This is a genomic window from Buchnera aphidicola (Panaphis juglandis) (assembly GCF_964059065.1).
GTDB lineage: Bacteria > Pseudomonadota > Gammaproteobacteria > Enterobacterales > Enterobacteriaceae > Buchnera_L > Buchnera_L aphidicola_AM.
Window position 1 is genome coordinate 252,760 of sequence record NZ_OZ060378.1, and the last position, 22,542, is coordinate 275,301.

The window sequence follows — 22,542 nt, forward strand, 5'->3', positions numbered from 1 at the left end:
ATATTTGATTTATTTTAAAAAATTGAATTGATAATCATTATATGTATATTACAATATTTTGAATATTATAATATTATTAACTAATTTTTAAAAAAAATAAATTGTATGATACAATATTTAAAAAATATAATTCATCATGAGGAACATGTGAAAAATAATATTATTCAACCATATGATATAGTAATATTTGGAGCTAAAGGTGATTTATCATGTAAGAAATTAATACCAGCATTATATGAATTAGAACAAAAAAAATTATTACATGATAAAACACGAATTATTGGTGTAGGAAGAGCAGAATGGAATCACAGTGATTATATTAATAAAACATGTAGTTTATTAAAAAATCTTTATCTCCAAAAAATTAATTTAAAATCTTTAAATATTTTAAAAAAAAGATTATTATTCTGTAATTTAGATGTAACAAATATACAAAATTTTTCACAATTAAGAAAAATATTATCCCAAACATTAAGTATAAAAATTTATTATTTTGCAGTACCTCCAAATACTTTTAATAGTATTTGTTCTGGTTTAGGGAAAATTAAATTTAATCATCATCCAAATCGAATTATTGTAGAAAAACCAATTGGAACATCATTAAGTTCATGTAAAAATATTCATCATAAACTAGGAATTTATTTTCAGGAAAAACAAATATTTCGTATTGATCATTATCTTGGAAAAGAAACAATATTAAATTTATTAATATTACGTTTTGCAAACCCACTATTCTATCATATTTGGAGCTATAAATATATTAAATGTGTTAAAATTACTGTAGAAGAAAAAGTAGGTATTGAGGGTCGATGGGAATACTTTGATAATATTGGTCAAACAAGAGATATGATTCAAAATCATTTATTGCAAATATTAAGTTTACTTACTATGTCAATTCCAAAAGAACTAAAATCTAAATATATTAGAAAAGAAAAAATAAAAATATTAAAATCATTGCGTAGTATAAATTCAGAAAATATTCATATAGATACAATAAGAGGACAATACACTTCTGGAATTGTTGATGATAAAAATGTACCTGGTTATCTTGAAGAGCTAGGATCAAAAAAAAGTAGTAATACCGAAACATTTGTATCTATTAAAACATATATTGATCATCCAATATGGAAAAATGTACCTTTTTATTTAAAAACAGGAAAACGTCTTTCAGAAAAAAAATCAGAAATTATTATATATTTGAATCATATTCCTAATTCAATATTTAATATTAATAAAATTAATATGTGTAATATATTAAAAATAAAATTGCAACCTAATGAAGGATTAGAGATACAATTTTTAAATAAAACTCCTGACATAAATAATAAATATCAGTTTCAACCAACTCATTTAAAATTTAATTACACAGATATTTTCCAAAAAAATATTACGGATGCATATGAACGATTATTACTAGAAGTTATGAAAAATGATCAATCATTATTTGTTTCTCGAGAAGAAATCGAAGCTTCATGGACATGGATTGATTCTATAATTAATTTATGGAATAAACATAAAATACATCCAACATTATATCCATCTGGAACATGTGGTCCAAAATTATATAAAAATCAAGATAAAAATTATCATACTAAATAACTTTTCGAAACACATGAATATTAAAAAATTGTATTAATATTTCAATATATTCATTTTCATGATTTTTTTATATTTTTAAACATCACATTAAGATTCATTGTAAATAGAGGAAAATGAGTCATATGATACGTGTTATTTTATTTTTACTTACTAACTTATCTGTTATGTTTATGTTCGGGACAGTATTGTTTTTAACAGGTATGAAATCTAATAGCATTAAAGCTTTAATGGTTCTTTCATCTATTGTTGGTGTTAGTGGATCAATTACATCATTAATTTTGTCAAAATGGTCAGCATTAAAATCTGTAAACGGTCAAATTATTTATCGACCACGTAATTCCATGGAGGCTTGGATATTAGATGTTGTAAGATATCAAGCTAGTCAGTTAGGAATTCAAACACCAGAAGTTGCTATTTATCATACACAATCAGTAAATGCATTTGCTACAGGTTATAGTAAAAATAGTTCTTTAATTGCATTATCTACTGGTTTATTAAATAATTTAAATAAAGAAAATATTCAAGCAGTGATTTCACATGAAATGAGTCATATTGTTAATGGTGATATGGTAACTTTAGCTTTATTACAAGGAGTTATAAATACATTTGTATTTTTTATATCTACATTTATTTCAAGATCCATTGTTCATTTTTTATCTCAACATAGAAGATCAAATTATGTTCGAGCTTATGGTTTTTTTATTAATTATGTTGCTTCAATTTTTTTACAAGCATTATTTGGAATGATAGCAAGCGTGATCGTAATGTCATTTTCAAGATATCGTGAATTTCGAGCTGATGCAGATGCTGCAAAACGTATTGGGTGGGATAAAATGCTTTGTTTATTAATACAATTTAAAAAAGTAACTGAACCACAAACAGCAGAAGAAATTAAAACATACTGTATAAATGGTCAATCAAAATCGTTTTATAATTTATTTTCTTCACATCCTCCAGTTCAAGATCGAATTAATGCATTACATAAAAAATCATATGCATAATATAAAAATTATATTTAACAAAATTGAATACATGAATTATTTTGAACGGGGTTCTTAATGTCATTTTTATTAAATCCAGAAACTTATCTTGGATTATTAACATTAATTATATTAGAAATTGTATTAGGTATTGATAATTTAATATTTATTGCAATTTTGTCTGAAAAACTCCCCCCAAATAAAAGAGATAAGGCGCGTGTTGTTGGATTAGGATTGTCTTTAACAATGCGATTAATTTTATTGTCTACGATATCTTGGATTATTACATTAACTCACCCTATTTTTAATAATAAATATTTTAATTTATCTGGTCGTGATTTAATATTATTGTCAGGAGGTTTATTTTTATTATTTAAATCTACTATTGAACTACATGAAAAACTAGAAGGAAGAACTAATCATCAACAAAGCAATAAAAATTATTCTGGTTTTTGGGTCATTATTATTCAAATTGTAGTTTTAGATGTAATTTTTTCACTAGATTCTGTTATTACTGCAGTAGGTATGGTAAATAAATTATTTATTATGATGCTTGCAGTAATAATTGCTACTATTTTAATGTTTTTAGCATCAAAGCCACTAACAAAGTTCATTAATTTACATAAAACTATTGTAGTTTTATGTCTAAGTTTTTTGTTAATGATTGGATTAAGTTTAGTATCAGAATCTTTCGGTATATATATACCTAAGGGATATATTTATGTATCAATAGGTTTTTCCATGTTAATTGAATGCTTTAATCAAGTAACATTGTACAATGTGAATAAAAATGAATCTTTAAAACCAATTCGACAGCGTGTGACTGAAATTATTTTTAGATTAATAAATAAAAAAAATCACATTCAACCAAAAAAATTTTTATACAAATACAATAATAATTACGATAAAAATCTTAAAAATATTACACATGAAACAAAAGAAAATTTTCATGATGATGAAAAATATATGATTAAAAGTATTTTAACACTATCCGCTCGTTCTATTCGTAGCATAATGACACCAAGAAAAGATATTTCATGGATTAATACAAAACATAGTACACAACAAATAAAAATTAAACTACTTGATACACCACATAGTTTATTTCCAGTATGCAGAGGAGAATTAGATAATATTATTGGAATTGTAAGAGCAAAAGAATTATTAGTATATTTAGATCATTACACTGGACAAATTGAAAAATTTGCTTCTAAAAACCCACCCATTATTGTATTAGATACACTAGATCCAATTAATTTAATTACAATATTAAGACAATCCAAAGGAAGTTTTGTAATTGTTGCTAATAGTTTTGGTGTAATTCAAGGGTTAATTACACCATTAGATGTTTTAGAAGCAATTGCAGGTGAATTTCCTGATGTTGATGAAACTCCAGAAATTACTATTGAGAAAAATAGTTGGTTAGTAAAAGGTAATGCTGATTTACATACTTTAGGACAAGTTTTACAAATACCTCAATTATTATGTAAAAATAAAAACTATTCTTCTTTATCTGGACTATTAATTGATAAATATGGTAAAGTTCCTCATCCAGGAGATTTAATTTATATTCCGCCTCTCGTATGTAAAATTATTGAAGTCAAAAATTATCATATTGATCTCATAAGAATTATTAAAAATAATAACAACTATTATGAACATTATAAAAGAACGTATAAATTATAGTGCGTATCTTTTTATAAAAATATTAAATATTATGACTATATATAAAAATATCCTCTCAATTGATACATCATTACATCAAACTTCTATCTCATTATTTTATAAAAATAATATTCAAAGCAAATCTAAAAAATGTGATTATAATCACGAAAAACACATATTAAAAATTCTTCATAAATTATTACTAATAAATAATTTTACAATTAAAGATTTTCATTTTATATCTTTTACTACTGGTCCTGGTAATTTTACTGGTATAAGATTAGGAATAAATATTGCACAAGGATTATCCATTCCATATAATATTCCATTAATTGGAATTTCAACGTTAAAAATATTAGCAGAACAGTGTTGGAGACGTTATAAATTTAAAAAAATTATCGTATGTAATTTAGCAAATAAAAAAAAAGTATATTGGGCACAGTATATTAGAAATGATTTTAATGTATGGGAAAAAAAAGGAAAAGAAGAATTATTAAATATAAAAAATATGAACTATAAAATTGAATATTTAAAAGAAAATTGGAATGTTATTGGATCTGGTATTATGCATATTAAAAATAAAAATAATCCATTTTTAAATATTATCTCTATTACAGAATCACATTCTCAAGATTTAATTCCTTTAACAATAATTGAAATTCAAAAAAAAAATTTTTTTACATTAAATAACATTAAATTAAACTATTTAAATAATCTTGATTATTAAAAATTCAATTTGAATGAACTACATATTTTCATTTATAAAATAAAATATATGTAGTTTAATTATAATAATATGTTTTTAAAAGTTTATTTTGTACTTACAAAAAACTTTGGTATATTTTTTTCATATTTTTCAATTTTATTTTTTTTTTTCAATGTTAAATCAATATTGTCTAAACCATTTATTAATAATAAACGATGAAAATTATCAATATTAAATCTATATTTTTGATTATCGATTATAATTTCATTATCTAGTAAATTTATTTTTAATTTAATTCCTGGATTATGATCAATTATAGAAAATATATTATGTATTTTATTTTCATTTAATTTAATTAATAAAAGATTATTATTGAAACTATTACTATAAAATATATCAGCAAAACTAGGAGCAATAATACAACGAAATCCATAATCTAAAAGAGCCCAAACAGCATGCTCTCTAGAGGAACCGCAACCAAAATTCTCATATGAAATAAGTATACTTGATTTTTGATAATTTGGATCGTTAAGTACAAATTTGGTATTAATATGATTTTTATTTCCATTAATAAAACGCCAATTAAAAAATAAGCTTTCTGAAAAACCAGTTTTTTCTATTTTTTGTAAAAATTGTTTTGGTATAATAGCATCTGTATCAACATTTGATAATTTTAAAGGGGCAATAATCCCAGTATGTGAAATAAACTTTTGCAATTTTTAACTCCAAAATCTTTTTATTTTTATGTTAATTTTCTAATATCATAAAATTTTCCAAAAATTGCTGCTGCAGCTGCCATAGATGGACTTAATAAATGCGTTCTACTATTGCAACCTTGACGATGTTCAAAATTTCTATTACTAGTAGATGCACAACGATCGCCTGTTTTTAATTGATCATCATTCATCCCTAAACACATTGAACAACCAGGTAATCTCCATTCAAAACCTGCATTAATAAATATTTTATCTAATCCTTCTTTTTCAGCTTGTTTTTTTACTACTTTTGAACCTGGTACAACAATTGCTTGTACTGTTTTATGTACGTGCATATTATTAATAATATTTGCAGCTGATCTTAAATCTTCTATTCTGGAATTTGTACAGGAACCAATAAATACTTTATTAATTGAAATATCTGTTAAAAATATCCCTGGTTTTAACCCCATATATGAAAGAGACTTTTCATTAGTAATATTTTGTTCAGAATTTTGAGACGTTTTTAAGTTAGGAATAGGCATATCAATAGATATGCATTGACTTGGATTAGTTCCCCATGTTACTTGTGGGGCAATATTACTAATATCAATTTTAAAATATTTATCAAAAATAGCATCAGAGTCTGATCTTAATTTTTTCCAGTGTTTTATTGCTAAATTCCAATTTTTTTTCTTTGGAGCAAATGTTTTATTTTTTAGATATTTAATAGTAATTTCATCAGGAGCGATGATTCCTGATTTTGCACCCATTTCAATTGCCATGTTACATATTGTCATTCGACTTTCCATGCTTAATTGAGAAATAACACTACCACAAAATTCAATCACATATCCTGAACCACCAGAAACACCAATTTTACTAATAATAAATAAAATAATATCTTTAGCGCTAATATAAGAATTTAATGTACCACAAATATCAATCTTCATGTTTTTAAAACGTTTTTGTTGAATTGTTTGTGTTGCTAACACATGCTCTACTTCTGATGTTCCTATTCCAAATGATAATGCACCAAATGCTCCATGTGTTGAAGTATGAGAATCACCACATACAATTAACATACCTGGCAGCGTTAATCCTTGTTCTGGACCAACAACATGTACAATACCTTGTTTTTCATGATTTAAATCATATAATGGAATATTAAATTCATCACAATTATTTGATAATGTTTGTATTTGCGTTCTAGCCATATGATCTAATAATTGAATATTATTAGTTCTTGTTGAAACATTATGATCCATAGTTGCAAGTATTTTGTGATTACATCTAATTTTACGTTTTTTTAATCGTAAACCACTAAATGCTTGAGGAGATGTTACTTCATGAAGTAAATGCAAATCGACATATAAAATTGATGTATAATCTGAATCATGATAAACTACATGGTTATCATATAGTTTTTCATATAATGTTTTTCCCATATTATATCTCTTTAATTAAATTTTGGGAAATTATATCACCCATTTGTTGTGTTGTTAAATAATCCTGATTATTATTTCTGATATCATATGTTCTGTAACCTTTTTTTAATGTATTTTTTACAGATTCATAAATAGCATCTGATAAATCATATAATTTCATACTATATCGTAATAATAATGCAACAGATAAAATTTGAGCAATAGGATTTGCTATGTTTTTACCTTGAATATCTGGAGCCGACCCTCCAGCTGGTTCATATAAACCAAAACCTTTTTCATTTAAACTAGCTGATGCCAACATTCCAATAGAACCTGTAATCATGGCGCAAGCATCTGACAAAATATCTCCAAATAAATTGGAACATAAAATCACATCAAATTGACTAGGATTATTAATAATCTGCATTACAGCATTATCAATGTATAAATGTGATACTTTTACATTAGGGTATTTTTTAGAGACTTTATCAACAGTTTTACGCCATAATTTTGAACTTTTCAATACATTAGATTTATCAATTGAAATAACATATTTTTTTCTTTTTAAAGCAATTTTAAATGCTATATGTGTAATTCGTTCTATTTCAGATTCATAATATAATTCTGTATCAAAAGCATATTTTTGGTTATGATGATCAAAAGTACAACCAGATTTTCCAAAATATATTCCGCTAATTAATTCTCTAACACATAATATATCTATTCCAGAATCAAGACGATCATCACGTAAAGGAGATAAATCACTTAACTCTTTATATAATATTGAAGGTCGAATATTAGCAAATAAATTAAAATATTTTCTCAGAGGAAGTAATGCTCCACGTTCAGGTTGTTGAACATCTGGAAGAAATTGCCATTTTGGACCACCAACAGAACCCAATAAAATAGCATCAGAATTTTTACAACCCGTTAATGTTTTTTCAGGTAAAGCAATACCATGTTTATCTATAGCAATTCCTCCAATATCATATTCATTAATAATTAAATTTAAGAAGCATTTTTTTTTCAATATATTTAAAATTTTATATGCTTCTCGCATAACTTCTGGTCCAATACCATCACCGGGTAAAACGGATAAAAAAAAGTTTTTTTTCATATAATATACTTTTTTAGAGTTAATTTATACAATATTATGAGTTTTATATGTATGAATTAATACATAAATAATTTTGTTAATAAAAACATATAATTTGAATAAAATAATTTATGATTCTAGTTTCTTGAATTTTAATGATACTTGTTTTGATCTCCAAATGCTGTTTAAAACATTTATCATAGCTTTTGCTGAAGATTCAATAATATCTGTTGACAAGCCTAATCCATGAAAAGTACGATTATTATATTTTACAATGATATCTACTTGACCTAATGTTTCTTTTCCTTGACCTTTTGCAATCAATTGAAAATTTTTTAAGAATATAGAATAACCAGAAATTTTATGTAGTGCTTGATATACAGCATCAACTGATCCATTATTAGTAGTAGCTGATTTTATCACAATTTTTTTTCCACAAATTAATTTTACTAATGCTGATGAGTATCCATTACAGTTAGATTGTACATTAAAATCTTGTAATCGAAAATATTCTGAATTTTTGTTTTGATTTTTAATAAATGCTAAAGATTCTAAATCATAATCAAATACTTGACCTTTTTTATCAGCTAATTTTAAAAATGATTCATATAATTTATTAATATCGTATTCATTATCTTTATACCCCATATTTTTCATTCGATGCCGTACCGCTGCTCTTCCTGATCGAGAAGTTAAATTGAATTGAACATTTTTCCAACCAATTGTTTTTGGAGAAATGATTTCATAATTTTTTCTATTTTTTAAAACACCATCTTGATGTATACCAGATGAATGTGAAAAAGCATTTTTCCCAACAATAGCTTTATTATTTGGTATTGGAATGTTACAAATTTTACTAATAATTTTACTTGTATTATATATTTCTTTACTTTCAACAGTAGTATGTACTTTAAGAATATCTTTTCTTGATATAATAGCCATAATAATTTCTTCTAAAGCAGCATTTCCTGCTCTTTCACCAATACCATTAATTGTTCCTTCTACTTGTCTAGCACCAGAAAGAATAGCAGAAATGGAATTCCCTACAGCCATACCTAAATCATTATGACAATGTACTGAAACAACTGCTTGATCAATATTTGGGACTCTTTCATATAAGGTATGAATAATATCACCAAATTGATTAGGCAATGTATAACCTACAGTATCTGGAATATTTATAGTAGTTGCTCCATGATGAATAACTTGTTCAACAATCTTACATAAATTATCCATAGAAGTACGACCTGCATCTTCGCAAGAAAATTGAATGTCATTAGTATAGCGTTTAGCTCTTTTAATAGAACGTATTGCCATATTTAAAATATCATCAAATTTTTTTTTTAATTTATATTTCATGTGTAAATGTGAAGTTCCTAAAAAAATATGAATCCTAAAATCTTTTAATACTGACATCGCATCTGCAGCAACATCAATATCTTGATCAAGACAACGTGCTAAACTACATATTTTTGTATTTTTAATATTTTTTGATATTTCTCTGACAGAATTAAAATCTCCTGGAGAAGAAATTGGAAAACCAACTTCCATTATGTCAACTTTCATTCGTTCTAATGCAAATGCAATTTTTAATTTTTCTCTTACACTTAAACTAGCTTGTAATGATTGTTCTCCATCTCGTAAAGACGTATCAAAAATAATAATTTTTTCGCTCATTATTTTTCCAAAATTAAATATAAAATATTTAATATAAAAAATTAAATATTTTAATAATTAAAAATTTATTATATTTTCATAAAATTCATTATATTATTCAATAATACTGTTTATAAAATTAATTTTTATAGGTTAATAAATTAATTTCTATAATAAAATTATGTGAAGTATTTTTATGCATTGTACAAGAAAGCATATTAGGTGTATGGTTTATATATTTATTTATTATTAACAATAGTTCATTTTTTAAAGATAGAAAACTTTTAGTATCTATTATATTATTTTTTTTTTCAAAAATGATATTTAATCTTTTTTTTGCAATAGATGCTGTATTTTTACGTCGAGATAAAAAAAAATCTAATAATGACACTTGTTTATCTCCAAAATAATCTTTTAAAAAAATTTTTTTTTTCATTTAAAAATCTAAATTTACATTTTTTTCCGAGTAGTCTGTTTACAGTATCAAGATATGCTTGTCCTGCTTGAGAATGATGATTTAAAATAATTGATTCTCCTTGATTTGATGCTTTCAATACCGAAGCATCTTCTGGTATAACTCCAATTAATGGAATTCGAAGAATATCTAATACATCATTCATACTTAACATATCTCCTTGATTCACACGAACTGGATTATATCTATTCAATAGTAAAAATTCTTTTACTGGTGATAAATTTTTTTCAGATCTTCTTGAATAAGAAGAAATAATCCCTAACATTCGATCAGAATCACGAACAGAAGATACTTCAGGATTAGTCACGATAATTGCTTCATCAGCAAAATATATTGCTAAAACTGCACCATTTTCAATCCCAGCAGGAGAATCACAAATAATAAACTGAAAATTCATATCTAACAATTTATTTAAAATTAAATGAACTCCATTTTTTGTTAAAGAACTTTTGTTTCGTGTTTGTGAAGCAGGTAAAATAAATAAATTATCAGTATATTTATCTTTTATAATAGCTTGATTAATAGTAGCATCGCCTTCAATCACATTAATTAAATCGTATACAACACGTCTCTCACAACCCATAATTAAATCTAAATTTCTTAAGCCAATATCAAAATCAATTACTATAGTCTTTTTACCATTTTTTGCAAGACCTGTTGCTATTGCTGCACTGGAAGTAGTTTTTCCAACACCACCTTTACCTGATGTAACTGTAATAATACGCGACATATATTTATTCCAAGCCAATAAATTTAAATTTATGATAATAACATCATGGATAGAATATCATTTTTAAAAAAAATACGCACTCCGCGTCCTATAAAATTAGGTTCAATTTGATCTATTAATAAATACTCTCCTGCTATTGAAACCAATTCAGCAAAAAAATTGGTACAAAAAATATTTTTTGTTTTATCTCCATTTACCCCAGCTAAAACACGGCCTCTCATTATTCCAAAAATATAAATATTACCGTCTGCAATCAATTCTGCACCAGTATTAACATTATTAATAATGATTAAATCAGATTTATGAACATAAATCTTTTGTCCTGAACGTACCGGAACAGTAATTACTTTAGTTTGAAGTAATTTATGATTTTGATTACAAATATTTTTATAGTATAATTCTCTTTTTTCAATAATTTTTTTATTTTTTGATAAAATCGGTATACCTGATTTTATAATTTTTTTTTTTACTATATATTTCATGTTATCATCAACACCAATTATTTTGATTCTAGTATTTATGATTGCTTTATACATTTCTTCCCATTCTACAGAATCTGTTAAATTTTGAACATTTAAAATTACTGAAGCGTTATTAAAAAATCTAGGAGCTTCTTTTATTTTTTTTAATATTGCATGTTGAACCATATCTACGGCATTACTATTAATATACAACATGAGACATGTAAGAACACTACTTTTAAATTCAATCGGTTGTTTTTTTAACATACATGACATATTTATCATCATTATTTACTTATTTAATATTATCATATTAATATGAGAAAATTATTATAATTATTTTTAATATAATTTTTTTACATTTAATAGGGTTATTAAACCATAATAGTATAAAAAATAGGTTATATATATTTATGTTAATTGATGAAAGTAAGGTGGTAATCAAAAATTTAAATAATATTCAAGATAAAACGATTCTTTTTTCTGGAAATATTCATGATAATATTTTTCATTATTTTAATAATAAAAATAACAAAATTCATTTACAAAAATACTATGATAAAAAAATCATTAATAATATTCATAATGATAATTATTCATTTAGAATGCTTCCTAAAAAATCCTTCATATTAAATTGTAAAATATTAGTATTTTTTTGGTTTAAAAATAAAAATGAATCCATATTTCAGTTAAAATATTTATTATCAATATTGGATACTAATAGTGAAATTTTTGTAGTTGGTAAAAATAAATTAGGAATCAACAGTATAAAAAAAATGTTCCATAATATTATAGAATGGGTAAAAATTGATTACCAAAAAAAATGTTCTTTATATTATGGAAAAATTAAAAAAAAAATAATATTTCAATTAAAAAAATATTTTCATCAACATGAATTATTTAATTTTAAAATTATGACATTACCTGGAATTTTCGGATATAAAAATATTGATTTTGGAAGCATGACTTTAATTGATACTTTTAATAAAAAAATTAAAGGAGAAGTACTAGACATCGGATCGGGATCAGGAATATTATCTATAGCAATGAAAAAAATATCTCAAAATTTAAAAATTACACTTGTAGATAATAATAGTACTGCATTAATATGCAGTAAATATAATTTAATTAAAAATAAAATATCAGGTAATGTATATTACAGTAATATATTTTCCAATGTTAAAAATAAATTTAATTTAATTATTTCTAACCCACCAACTCATTATAATAATGGAAATAATTTAAATATTATTTATAAAATTATTAAAGAATCAAAAAAATTTTTATATAAAAAAGGTGAATTAAGAATTGTTTTACATTCAAATATATCATGTAAAAAAATATTAAATAAAACATTTGGTAATTACAAAATTTTAATTAAAAAAAAACACTTCAATGTTTATCAATCAATTTATAAATAAAATTTTATTATTAATAATACCCGGAGCGGGAATCGAACCCGCAAAGCTTTTACGCCGAGGGATTTTAAGTCCCTTGTGTTTACCGATTTCACCATCCGGGCAAAGATTTTTTAATTTATTTAAGGCGCGTTCTGGAATTGAACCAGATTATACGGATTTGCAGTCCGTCACATCACCAATCTGTCAACGCGCCACATGATTTATCAAATCATATGTTTTATTTTAAACGTTATTATAAATATTGTCCAATTATTTTTTAAAATTTTTATGTAATATCATAATAAGAATCATTAATAATTCTTTACAATTTATTCATATTATATAATAATATGAATGTTATTTATTGAAATTAATTTTAAAATATTTAATTTTAATATTTGAAATATTTTGGAGGGGTGGCCGAGTGGTTTAAGGCAGCGGTCTTGAAAACCGCCGATGAGTACTACTTATCCGAGAGTTCGAATCTCTCCTCCTCCAATTTATAAAAATTATATGGATTAATTTAATAATAAATAATATATTTTATTTTTATGATAAAATAAAATTTATCTTATTATCCTATAATAAAATATTTAAAATTTAAAATTTATTCTTAAAAAAGAATAAATTATAAAATAAATTTTCAAATTAACATTACGATATAAATTTGTTCAATAAAAAATAAAAAAATAAAAAAATTATAATTTTAAATACATATAATATATCAAAAATTTATTTTTTATTAAAAATTATATAAATATCATTCAATAAAATCATATATAATTAATAATATACTATAAATTTATAGTAATAGTATCCAAATAAAATACATTATTTTAAAAAATATTCATGATGCATAAAAAATTACATTTTTATTGAATTGAATAATATTTTAATATTTAAAAACCATTATGAATTTAAATTCATATGATTAAATACATTAAAATATAATATATCCAATATATTATTAAATAATTAATGATATTTAAATTATAAAATATTTAATTATATACTGTTAAATATTAAAAATTAAAATTTATATGAAGAGAAATGAATATTAAAAATAATGTTTCTACATTACATATTTCTCATGAAACGAAAGATCAAAGAATTGATAATTTCATATGTTCTAAATTTCAAAAAACTAAAAAAAACTTATTATATAAACTAATTAGAAAAGGTTTTATTAAAATTAATCAAAAAAAAATTTTACCATATTATAAATTAAAATCAGGAGACATATTATCATATCCTGATATCTTGAAATTAAAAAATACTAGTAACATTTCTCATATGTTAAATAAAAAATTAAAAAAAAAACTATTATCATGTATTCTATATGAAGATGATTATTTGTTAATTATTAATAAACCTTCTGGAATAGCAGTTCATGGAGGTAGTGGATTAAAATTTGGAATTATTGAAATTTTTAGATACTTAAAACCAGAATGTCATTTTTTAGAATTAATACATCGAATTGATCGAGATACTTCTGGTGTTTTAATGTTAGCAAAAAAAAAAATGGCTTTAAGAAGTTTACATGAACAATTCCGAAACAATGAAATCCAAAAACAATATTTTGCTTTATTACATGGACATCTAAAAAATAAAAATCTAGTTATTAAAACACCACTAAAAAAAAAAATCATAAAAAATAAAAAAAAAATTATTTCTGTTAATAATGATGGTAAAAAATCTATTAGTATTTTTAAAGTAAAAAAAAAACTAAAATCCAGTACAATAGTTTATATTACTCCAAAAACTGGACGTACACATCAAATAAGAGTACATGCTTCATATATTGGTCATCCAATTATTTTTGATCCCATTTATGGAAATTACATTCTAGACAATAATATTGATAAAAAATATAAAAAAAAAAAATTATTACTACATGCTTTAAGTATTAAATTCCAACATCCTAAAAATTTTCAAAAGTGTTTAATTCATGCTCCAATTAGTAATCGTTTTAAAAAACATGTAAATGATTTTAAAATATAATAATATTTTATTATCATTTTTTTAAAACTTAAAATCTTAATATTACTATATTCTTAATATAAAAATAAAATATTTTAATAAAGGAAATACTATATGGCAGTTCAAAAAAGTAAACCAACACGATCAAAAAGAGGAATGCGAAGATCTCATGATAATCTTAAAATAACATTATTATCAAAAGATAAATTTAGTCAAGAAACACATATTAGACATAACATAACAAAAAAAATGTTCTATAAAGGTAAAAAAATCTTACAAACAAATAAAAAAAAAAGTAAAAAAAATTAATAAATTTATATTAGCATAAATATGTACATCATATTTATGTTAAATATTTAAATACTATATAATTCAAAAAACATTTACTAAATAATAATTTTAATTTCAAATCAATATGATTAATGTATCGATGATATTTCCAGGACAAGGTTTACAAAAACCATGTCACTTAATAAATTTAAATCAATATAACCATATTATAAAAAATACATTTTATGAAGCATCAGAATATTTAAAAAATAATATGTGGAATATGATAAAAAATAAAAATAATGTTAATAAAAAACATCATCAGTATATACAATCGATTACCTTTATTTCTTCAGTAGCATTGTATAGATTTTGGATAAAAATAAGTGGTATAAAACCAATAATTGCTTCTGGTCATAGTTTAGGTGAATATTCTGCTTTAGTATGTAGTAATGCAATTAAATTTTCAGATGCTATAAAATTGGTTCATAAAAGAGAATTAATGATGAATAAACAAAGTTTAAAAAATAAATTACAAATGAATATGATTGTTGGTTTAGAAAAAAAAAAAATTTTAAATATATGTAAAAAATATTCAAAAAATAAAATAGTAAATATTGCAGCTATAAATACAAATAAACAAATTGTAATTTCTGGACATAAAAAATCAGTAGAAAATACAATCATTGCGTGTAAAAAAATGGGAGCAAAATATACTATTAAGCTACCGATCTCAATTGCTGCACATTGCTCTATTATGAAAAAAATAAGAAGAAATTTATCCAAAAAATTAAAAAAAATTAATATTAAAAATACTCAGTACCCTATTATTAGTAGTACATCAACAACACAATATAAATCAAAACATACAATAAGAAAATCTTTAATAGAACAACTTTTTAAACCTGTTCAATGGGAAAAAACAATGAAATTTATTATATCAAAATCTGATATTATATTAGAAGTTGGTACTAATGATTTCCTAACAAGGACATATAAAAAAAAAAATAATAAAAAATTCATATCAATCAATTCAATAAAAAATATAAATTATATTTTACAACTATTAAATAACCATTATGATTAGTACTAATAAAAAAATTGCAATTGTAACTGGAGCAAATCGAGGTATTGGTAAAACAATAATAAAAAAATTGTCTTCAAAAAATATATTTGTTATTGGAACATCAAGAAGTATTCAAGGAAAAAATATTATCAATAAACAACTAAAAAATAATGGATTTGGAATTATTTTAAATATAAATGATACTTTTAAGGTATCACAAAATATAAAAAACATTTATACAGAATTTGGTAAAATTGATATACTGATCAACAATGCTGCCATTAATCACGATCAACTGTTAATAAATATGAATTATAAAAACTGGAATAATGTTTTAGAAACTAATTTAACATCAGTATTTTATATATCCCAACAAGTTATTAAATATATGATGAAAAAAAAGTATGGTAGAATAATCACTTTAGGATCAATTTCTGGTAGCATTGGTAATATTGGACAAATTAATTATGCAACAACAAAATCAGGAATAATTGGATTCAATAAAACTTTAGCACTAGAAGTAGCAAAGTATGGTATCACATCTAACGTTATTGCTCCAGGTTTTATAGATTCTGGGATGACAAAAAATATTCATCAAAAAAAAAAAAAAAAATACTTGTTAAGCATACCTATGGGAAAATTTGGTAAAGCAAATGATATTGCAGCAGCAATATTATTTTTATCTTCAGAAGAAGCTTCATATATCACTGGACAAACTCTCCATATTAATGGAGGAATGTATATGAATTAATATTTATAAAAATAAAAATATTAATTATTAAATTATACATGTAATATAAAAATATATACTTTATAAAACCACTACTTTAGATATTAAAATTCGCCTATGAATACTATCAAAAAAAGAACTAAAAAAATTATTTCTAAAATATTAGAAATTAATATTTTAAATCTTAAAGAAAATACTAATTTAAAAGACGATTTAAAAATAGATTCACTGGATATTATCGAAATTGTAATGACTATAGAAGAAGAATTCAATATTGAAATTTCTGATACAGATATTGAAAAATTTGTTTATCTAAAAGATATAATAGAATGTATTCATAAACTAAAACAACATATATAAGATTTTTTAAAACAATGCATGAAATGAAGAATAAAAATCATAAAAAAAGTAAATTTATTGTTGTAGAAGGTATTGACGGTTCAGGGAAAACCAATGCATGTCAAATTATTAAACATAAACTAGATAAAAATCAAATTAAAAATATTATTGTACGTGAACCTGGTAGTACTCCATTATCAGAAAAAATCAGGAAAATTATAAAAAATCATTGTCCATATGAAACTCTACATCAAAAAACCCTCCTATTATTAATTTATGCTGCAAGAATGCAGCTAATAAAAAACAAAATCCAACCATCATTAAAAAAAAATATATGGGTTATTGCAGATCGTCATGATTTGTCATCATTAGCATATCAAGGTGGAGGATTTAAAATAAATAAAAAACATATATTTTTTTTAAAAAAAATGATAGTAGGGAAATTAACTCCAGATTTAACTATATATTTAGATATTCAACCAAAAAAAGCATTGCATCGTATTTTATTTAGAAATCAATTAGATTTCATTGAGAAAAAAAATTTAGAATTCTTTATAAGAACACGAAATATGTATTTAAAAATGTTATCTAAAATAAATAAAAAAATTTTTATTAATGCAAATTTAAAAATAAATATTGTGCATCATGATATTATTAATCAATTTACTGAGTGGTTAAAGAAATATAAATGACACATTATCCCTGGTTAGAAAATATATATAAAAAAATTATTTCATATTATAAGAAAAAAAAATTACATCATGCTATTCTTTTCGAATCATATAATATTCAAAATACCTTTTATACTATATTTGCTATTATTAGATGGATACTATGTAATAAAAAAAACGGTTTTAATTTCTGTAACAAATGTCAAGGATGTTATTTAACAAAAAATAGAAAACACCCTAATTTATACATTATATATTTAAATCAAAAAAATAAAAATCTAGAAATTGAATATATTCGAAATATATTGCATTCTATTCAAAATACTCAACAACAAAAAGGAAAAAAAATACTATGGATACCACAATATTCTAAACTCACAGAATCTGGAATAAACATATTATTAAAAATCATAGAAGAACCTCCAAAAAATACATTTTTTTTTATTGGTAATGACATTCAAACCACTGTATATCCTATATTGAAAAGTCGATGTCTATCATATCTTTTTTCAACACCAAATGAAAATAAAATTTTAAATTGGTTGATAAATTATACAAAATCTTCAAAAGAATTATCTTTGATTGAACTACGAATTAATAATTATGATCCTTTTTTAACAAAACAAGCATTACAAAAAAAATATTGGATGAATCGTAAAAATTTATATAAAAAAATCTTTTATGCGTTAAATAATAATAATTTTTTAATACTTTTGTCATTCTTAACCGAAGACAATATTCTTATAAAGATTCATTGGATAATTTTACTATTATTAGACGCAATGAAATTTCAAAAAAAATGTTTTTTATTTCTAATTAATATAAATTATATGGAATTAATTAATCAATTGTCTAAAAAATATTCATATGATGAACTTTATTTAATTTTAAAATCATGGATAGTATGTAAATATCAATTACGTAATATAAAAAACCTTCATATAGAATTTTTAATAGTAAAAAACTTATTAAAATGGGACATAATTAATCATAAAATCTAAATTATTTCATCATTATGAGTAAATATTATATGCATTTTATTGATACGCATTGTCATTTGAATCTTATACAGTCATTAAATTCTAATTGTAATATAAAAGATATTCTACATAGTGCACGTATTTGTGATGTAAAAAAAATTTTAACAGTAGCAACTTCTATTCAAGATTATGAGAAATCTCTTCATAATTTTAAAAATACATCAAATGTTTTATACAGCTGTGGTATACATCCATTATATAAAAATATACAGGATAAAAATAATATTCATCAATTATCAAAAATACTTTCAAAAAATAACAATATTATTGCAATAGGTGAAACTGGTTTAGATTTCTATCACTCCTATAACAATGAGAGTATACAAAAAAAAATTTTTGAACAACAAATTCGACTAGGAATAAAATATAAAAAACCAATTATTATACACACTAGAAATTCAATTCTAGAAACTATAAAAATATTATCAAGTCAAGAATTTAAATCCTGTTCAGGTATTATCCACTCTTTTACTGGAGATATTGAATCTGCAAGAAAATTTTTGAATCTAGGTTTTTATATTTCTTTTTCTGGAATTGTAACATTTAAAAATGCAAAAAATGTTCAAGAATCGGCAAAATTTGTTCCTATAGATCGATTATTAATTGAAACAGATGCTCCATATTTAACACCAGAACCACATAGGGGAAAATTCAATCAACCACATTATTTAATTTATATTGCAAAACATATTGCTAATTTAAGAAATATTAGTATAGATCATCTTAAAAAAAAAATGAAAGAAAATTTTTATTCACTGTTCCAAAATGTATATTAAAATAATGTTATTAAAATACTGATAATAGTATTTATAATAGAGGTATTTATATGTTTAAAAACATTTTTTCGAATTTACAAAAACTAGGTAAATCATTAATGTTGCCAGTATCTGTACTTCCAATTTCTGGTATTTTATTAGGGATTGGATCAGCACATTTTCGAATTATACCAGAAATTGTCTCACATATTATGGCCTCAGCAGGAGGTTCTGTATTTAATAATATACCATTAATTTTTGCAATAGGAATTGCTTTAGGGTTTACTAATAATGATGGTATTGCTGCATTAGCTGCAGTAATTTGTCATGAAATTATGATACAAACAACATCAATTATTATTCCAATAGTTTTATTACACACTAAAATCATTGTCCATTCTAATGAGAATTTCTGTGATATTGGGGTATTAGGTGGAATTATTTCTGGAATCATTACTGCAATTTTATTTAACAAATTTTCAAGAATTTCATTACCAGAATATTTAGGTTTTTTTTCTGGAAAACGTTTTATTCCTATGATTTCTGGATTATCTGCAATATTTTTTGGTTGTGTATTATCATGCATTTGGCCTCCAATTAGTATTGGTATTCAAATTTTTTCAAAATGGGCTGCCTACCAAAACCCTATTCTTGCATTCGGAATATATGGTTTTGTAGAACGAGCGCTAGTTCCATTCGGATTACATCATATTTGGAATGTTCCATTTCAAATGCAAATTGGTTCATATACTAATTCATTAGGTCAGGTATTTCATGGAGATATTGCACGTTATATGGCTGGTGACCGTACTGCTGGAAAATTAGCTGGAGGTTTTTTATTTAAGATGTACGGTCTTCCAGGAGCAGCATTTGCAATTTGGAGATGTGCGCATAAAAAAAACCAAGCTCATATTGGTGGTATTATGATTTCTGCAGCATTAACAGCGTTTCTGACAGGAATTACAGAACCTATTGAGTTTTCATTTTTGTTAACCGCACCAATATTATATGTTATACATGCTATTTTATCTGGTTTAGCATTTCAAATTTGTATTATTTTAGGAATGCATGCAGGAACTAGTTTTTCACATGGATTAATTGATTTCATTATATTAAGTATGAATGGTAAATCAATATGGTTATTTCCTGTTGTAGGAATAGTATACGGTTTTATATATTATATTATCTTTTACTGTTGTATAAAATATTTTAATTTAAATACTCCAGGTAGGGAACATAATCAACAAATCAATACATATAAAACAACAAAAGAATTAGCAAAATTGTTAGTTTATGCACTAGGTGGAAAAAAAAATATCCAACATTTAGATGCTTGCATTACAAGAATTAGAATTACTGTTAAAGATATTTCAAAAATTAATCAAATAAAAATAAAAAAAATGGGAGCTTCAGGAATTATTATTTCTGGTCTCGGAGTCCAAATAGTTTTCGGAACAAAATCTGACAATTTAAAAACTGAAATGGATGATTATATAAAATCTAATTAAAAATTTTACATACAATAAAAATATGATCCCATGATATAAATTTTATCATATGGAATAACATGGTTCATTTTTAATATAAATGACTTCTACTACTATAGAATATAAATATTAATAATAAATAATAGTAGAAGTATAAATATATTTATAAAATTTTTTTAAAAGTAATAAAATATTCCACCTTCAATGATATTTTTAATAGAAGATAATTTTATAGGATTCATATTAAAAAAATTAGTTCTATTATTAAAATATAAAACAGAATATTGATTTATATGATATTTCAAAGAAATATTAAATTGATGTAATGAATTTAAAAATTGATGCGTATGAAACCGATACATATGAGTAATAGAATTATTATGTTGTTGACATAATAATTTTTTACAATTAATATTTAAATAACCAATTGATATAAACCATTTTGAAAACAATTGATATTCAGCAAAATATTCTAAATGCTGAACATTATTTAATAAAACCATATTGTTAAAACTGGGTTTTATATGATTACTAGAACTGTAAAATGCTGCAATATATACATGATGTACAGAATACTTCATAGATAAAGCATATGATTTTGTTATATTTTCTTTATAATTAAATTGATTAGGATTTAAATAATTATTTAAATTTGTTAAATATACACCAGATATACTCATACCGATACTTTTAAAATCATACTGTATTAAATTATTTATAATTTCTTGGGGGTGATAATATGAATTACTCTTAATTTTTTGATACTGCGATGCTATAGTTAAATTATCTATTAATCCAAAAAATCCGTGATTTTTATAGGTTGCTGTTTTATGCATATGATACATTAAATCACGATAAATATTTAATTTTGAATTCATATCCTTATATACAAATCTTTTTGTTATATTATTTAAATCATGTATTAAATTATAATCTCTACCAAATTCTATATTTCCTATGTGATTAATACAGTATCCAAAAACTAATGGGGTCATAGTATTTGAGTTAACTTTATAATGATTCACTAAAATATTAGAATTATTAAAATCATATCCTAAAGTAAAATAACTAATAATATCTTCACTATCTTGTTTAGTTCCAAAGAAAACACAACTTAAAAAACGATTATAAATTCGATAATTTTTTTTACCATTTTTAATATTACATGCATATTGTTTATTTTGATTCACTTTAACATGTGTTTTTATTGTTAAATTATTATCATTATAAATTGTGATTCCATGTGCAACATTGATAGAACATAAAACAGCAAATACCATTACTATAATTTTTTTGATACTCATCATATTAACT

At 23.1% G+C, this 22,542-nt stretch carries 22 protein-coding genes and 3 tRNA genes; 15 read left to right on the forward strand and 10 right to left on the reverse strand.

Features of this window, described 5'->3' with window-relative positions:
* Nucleotides 1–147: 147 nt before the first annotated feature.
* From zwf to tsaB, 4 genes are all read left to right on the forward strand, one after another.
* Nucleotides 148–1,599, forward strand: coding sequence for a glucose-6-phosphate dehydrogenase (zwf, locus tag AB4W46_RS01170; RefSeq protein ID WP_367678344.1), 1,452 nt, complete (start codon nt 148–150; stop codon nt 1,597–1,599).
* 122 nt (nt 1,600–1,721) lie between these two features.
* Entirely contained in the window at nt 1,722–2,600 is an 879-nt protein-coding gene (gene htpX / locus AB4W46_RS01175) for a protease HtpX (RefSeq protein ID WP_367678345.1), read from the forward strand.
* Between the two features lie 57 nt (nt 2,601–2,657).
* Entirely contained in the window at nt 2,658–4,265 is a 1,608-nt protein-coding gene (locus AB4W46_RS01180) for a TerC family protein (RefSeq protein WP_367678346.1), read from the forward strand.
* 31 nt (nt 4,266–4,296) lie between these two features.
* Nucleotides 4,297–4,971, forward strand: coding sequence for a tRNA (adenosine(37)-N6)-threonylcarbamoyltransferase complex dimerization subunit type 1 TsaB (gene tsaB, locus AB4W46_RS01185; protein WP_367678347.1), 675 nt, complete (start codon nt 4,297–4,299; stop codon nt 4,969–4,971).
* 83 nt (nt 4,972–5,054) lie between these two features.
* On the opposite strand, the gene leuD is transcribed toward tsaB, so the two are convergent.
* The 7 genes from leuD to minC form a co-directional block, all read right to left on the reverse strand.
* The gene (leuD, locus tag AB4W46_RS01190) at nt 5,055–5,666 is read right to left on the reverse strand and encodes a 3-isopropylmalate dehydratase small subunit (protein ID WP_367678348.1); all 612 of its coding nucleotides are present in this window, start codon (nt 5,664–5,666) and stop codon (nt 5,055–5,057) included.
* Between the two features lie 26 nt (nt 5,667–5,692).
* Nucleotides 5,693–7,093, reverse strand: coding sequence for a 3-isopropylmalate dehydratase large subunit (leuC, locus tag AB4W46_RS01195; RefSeq protein WP_367678349.1), 1,401 nt, complete (start codon nt 7,091–7,093; stop codon nt 5,693–5,695).
* A 1-nt stretch (nt 7,094) separates the two neighbouring features.
* Entirely contained in the window at nt 7,095–8,189 is a 1,095-nt protein-coding gene (gene leuB, locus AB4W46_RS01200) for a 3-isopropylmalate dehydrogenase (RefSeq protein ID WP_367678350.1), read from the reverse strand.
* A 108-nt stretch (nt 8,190–8,297) separates the two neighbouring features.
* A complete protein-coding gene (gene leuA, locus AB4W46_RS01205) occupies nt 8,298–9,845 on the reverse strand; it encodes a 2-isopropylmalate synthase (RefSeq protein WP_367678351.1) in 1,548 nt (515 codons plus the stop codon).
* Between the two features lie 118 nt (nt 9,846–9,963).
* Entirely contained in the window at nt 9,964–10,260 is a 297-nt protein-coding gene (minE, locus tag AB4W46_RS01210) for a cell division topological specificity factor MinE (RefSeq protein ID WP_367678352.1), read from the reverse strand.
* A complete protein-coding gene (gene minD / locus AB4W46_RS01215; RefSeq protein WP_367678353.1) occupies nt 10,220–11,029 on the reverse strand; it encodes a septum site-determining protein MinD in 810 nt (269 codons plus the stop codon). Before minD ends, minE begins: the two co-directional genes overlap by 41 nt.
* Nucleotides 11,030–11,058: 29 nt before the next feature.
* Nucleotides 11,059–11,775: a septum site-determining protein MinC gene (gene minC, locus AB4W46_RS01220; protein ID WP_367678354.1), complete on the reverse strand. Its 717-nt coding sequence runs from the start codon at nt 11,773–11,775 to the stop codon at nt 11,059–11,061.
* 128 nt (nt 11,776–11,903) lie between these two features.
* Here minC and rsmC point away from each other — a divergent pair, with 128 nt between their 5' ends.
* Nucleotides 11,904–12,911 (forward strand): 16S rRNA (guanine(1207)-N(2))-methyltransferase RsmC, encoded by a 1,008-nt coding sequence (rsmC, locus tag AB4W46_RS01225; RefSeq protein ID WP_367678355.1) that lies wholly within the window; start codon nt 11,904–11,906, stop codon nt 12,909–12,911.
* A gap of 17 nt (nt 12,912–12,928) precedes the next feature.
* On the opposite strand, the gene AB4W46_RS01230 is transcribed toward rsmC, so the two are convergent.
* Together AB4W46_RS01230 and AB4W46_RS01235 are read right to left on the reverse strand one after the other, a co-directional pair.
* Nucleotides 12,929–13,012 (reverse strand) — tRNA-Leu (locus tag AB4W46_RS01230).
* A 21-nt stretch (nt 13,013–13,033) separates the two neighbouring features.
* Nucleotides 13,034–13,104: transfer RNA gene (locus AB4W46_RS01235), tRNA-Cys, on the reverse strand.
* A gap of 196 nt (nt 13,105–13,300) precedes the next feature.
* Between AB4W46_RS01235 and AB4W46_RS01240 the strand changes: the two genes are divergently transcribed.
* The 10 genes from AB4W46_RS01240 (at nt 13,301) to ptsG (ending at nt 21,249) form a co-directional block, all read left to right on the forward strand.
* Nucleotides 13,301–13,388, forward strand: a tRNA-Ser gene (locus AB4W46_RS01240).
* A gap of 552 nt (nt 13,389–13,940) precedes the next feature.
* Nucleotides 13,941–14,891 (forward strand): RluA family pseudouridine synthase, encoded by a 951-nt coding sequence (locus AB4W46_RS01245; protein WP_367678356.1) that lies wholly within the window; start codon nt 13,941–13,943, stop codon nt 14,889–14,891.
* A 93-nt stretch (nt 14,892–14,984) separates the two neighbouring features.
* On the forward strand, nt 14,985–15,179 hold the full coding sequence (gene rpmF, locus AB4W46_RS01250; protein WP_367678357.1) for a 50S ribosomal protein L32: 195 nt from the start codon (nt 14,985–14,987) through the stop codon (nt 15,177–15,179).
* Nucleotides 15,180–15,300: 121 nt separating this feature from the next.
* Nucleotides 15,301–16,227 (forward strand): acyltransferase domain-containing protein, encoded by a 927-nt coding sequence (locus AB4W46_RS01255; protein WP_367678358.1) that lies wholly within the window; start codon nt 15,301–15,303, stop codon nt 16,225–16,227.
* Nucleotides 16,223–16,957: a 3-oxoacyl-ACP reductase FabG gene (fabG, locus tag AB4W46_RS01260; protein ID WP_367678696.1), complete on the forward strand. Its 735-nt coding sequence runs from the start codon at nt 16,223–16,225 to the stop codon at nt 16,955–16,957. The genes AB4W46_RS01255 and fabG overlap by 5 nt, the downstream gene beginning before the upstream one ends.
* Before the next feature lie 96 nt (nt 16,958–17,053).
* Nucleotides 17,054–17,296 carry an acyl carrier protein gene (locus AB4W46_RS01265; RefSeq protein WP_367678359.1) on the forward strand — a complete coding sequence of 81 codons (243 nt, stop codon included), beginning with the start codon at nt 17,054–17,056 and terminating at the stop codon, nt 17,294–17,296.
* A gap of 14 nt (nt 17,297–17,310) precedes the next feature.
* Nucleotides 17,311–17,967, forward strand: a complete 657-nt coding sequence (gene tmk, locus AB4W46_RS01270; RefSeq protein WP_367678360.1) for a dTMP kinase — start codon at nt 17,311–17,313, stop codon at nt 17,965–17,967.
* Nucleotides 17,964–18,947 (forward strand): DNA polymerase III subunit delta' C-terminal domain-containing protein, encoded by a 984-nt coding sequence (locus AB4W46_RS01275; protein ID WP_367678361.1) that lies wholly within the window; start codon nt 17,964–17,966, stop codon nt 18,945–18,947. The genes tmk and AB4W46_RS01275 overlap by 4 nt, the downstream gene beginning before the upstream one ends.
* Nucleotides 18,948–18,976: 29 nt before the next feature.
* Nucleotides 18,977–19,762, forward strand: coding sequence for a TatD family hydrolase (locus AB4W46_RS01280; RefSeq protein ID WP_367678362.1), 786 nt, complete (start codon nt 18,977–18,979; stop codon nt 19,760–19,762).
* A 50-nt stretch (nt 19,763–19,812) separates the two neighbouring features.
* A complete protein-coding gene (ptsG, locus tag AB4W46_RS01285) occupies nt 19,813–21,249 on the forward strand; it encodes a PTS glucose transporter subunit IIBC (RefSeq protein ID WP_367678363.1) in 1,437 nt (478 codons plus the stop codon).
* A 155-nt stretch (nt 21,250–21,404) separates the two neighbouring features.
* On the opposite strand, the gene AB4W46_RS01290 is transcribed toward ptsG, so the two are convergent.
* The gene (locus AB4W46_RS01290) at nt 21,405–22,532 is read right to left on the reverse strand and encodes a porin (RefSeq protein ID WP_367678364.1); all 1,128 of its coding nucleotides are present in this window, start codon (nt 22,530–22,532) and stop codon (nt 21,405–21,407) included.
* Nucleotides 22,533–22,542: the final 10 nt, after the last annotated feature.

What these genes read in the sequence shown, in the direction of transcription:
- AB4W46_RS01255 (WP_367678358.1), top strand. Translation starts at nt 15,301, where the DNA reads ATGATATTTCCAGGACAAGGTTTACAAAAACCATGTCACTTAATAAAT.
- AB4W46_RS01245 (WP_367678356.1), top strand. Translation starts at nt 13,941, where the DNA reads ATGAATATTAAAAATAATGTTTCTACATTACATATTTCTCATGAAACG.
- minE (WP_367678352.1), bottom strand. Translation starts at nt 10,260, where the DNA reads ATGAAAAAAAAAATTTTTTTAAAAGATTATTTTGGAGATAAACAAGTG.
- leuC (WP_367678349.1), bottom strand. Translation starts at nt 7,093, where the DNA reads ATGGGAAAAACATTATATGAAAAACTATATGATAACCATGTAGTTTAT.
- rpmF (WP_367678357.1), top strand. Translation starts at nt 14,985, where the DNA reads ATGGCAGTTCAAAAAAGTAAACCAACACGATCAAAAAGAGGAATGCGA.
- AB4W46_RS01275 (WP_367678361.1), top strand. Translation starts at nt 17,964, where the DNA reads ATGACACATTATCCCTGGTTAGAAAATATATATAAAAAAATTATTTCA.
- leuA (WP_367678351.1), bottom strand. Translation starts at nt 9,845, where the DNA reads ATGAGCGAAAAAATTATTATTTTTGATACGTCTTTACGAGATGGAGAA.
- rsmC (WP_367678355.1), top strand. Translation starts at nt 11,904, where the DNA reads ATGTTAATTGATGAAAGTAAGGTGGTAATCAAAAATTTAAATAATATT.
- minD (WP_367678353.1), bottom strand. Translation starts at nt 11,029, where the DNA reads ATGTCGCGTATTATTACAGTTACATCAGGTAAAGGTGGTGTTGGAAAA.
- tsaB (WP_367678347.1), top strand. Translation starts at nt 4,297, where the DNA reads ATGACTATATATAAAAATATCCTCTCAATTGATACATCATTACATCAA.
- AB4W46_RS01180 (WP_367678346.1), top strand. Translation starts at nt 2,658, where the DNA reads ATGTCATTTTTATTAAATCCAGAAACTTATCTTGGATTATTAACATTA.
- tmk (WP_367678360.1), top strand. Translation starts at nt 17,311, where the DNA reads ATGCATGAAATGAAGAATAAAAATCATAAAAAAAGTAAATTTATTGTT.
- AB4W46_RS01265 (WP_367678359.1), top strand. Translation starts at nt 17,054, where the DNA reads ATGAATACTATCAAAAAAAGAACTAAAAAAATTATTTCTAAAATATTA.
- AB4W46_RS01280 (WP_367678362.1), top strand. Translation starts at nt 18,977, where the DNA reads ATGCATTTTATTGATACGCATTGTCATTTGAATCTTATACAGTCATTA.
- leuB (WP_367678350.1), bottom strand. Translation starts at nt 8,189, where the DNA reads ATGAAAAAAAACTTTTTTTTATCCGTTTTACCCGGTGATGGTATTGGA.
- AB4W46_RS01290 (WP_367678364.1), bottom strand. Translation starts at nt 22,532, where the DNA reads ATGAGTATCAAAAAAATTATAGTAATGGTATTTGCTGTTTTATGTTCT.
- ptsG (WP_367678363.1), top strand. Translation starts at nt 19,813, where the DNA reads ATGTTTAAAAACATTTTTTCGAATTTACAAAAACTAGGTAAATCATTA.
- htpX (WP_367678345.1), top strand. Translation starts at nt 1,722, where the DNA reads ATGATACGTGTTATTTTATTTTTACTTACTAACTTATCTGTTATGTTT.
- minC (WP_367678354.1), bottom strand. Translation starts at nt 11,775, where the DNA reads ATGATAAATATGTCATGTATGTTAAAAAAACAACCGATTGAATTTAAA.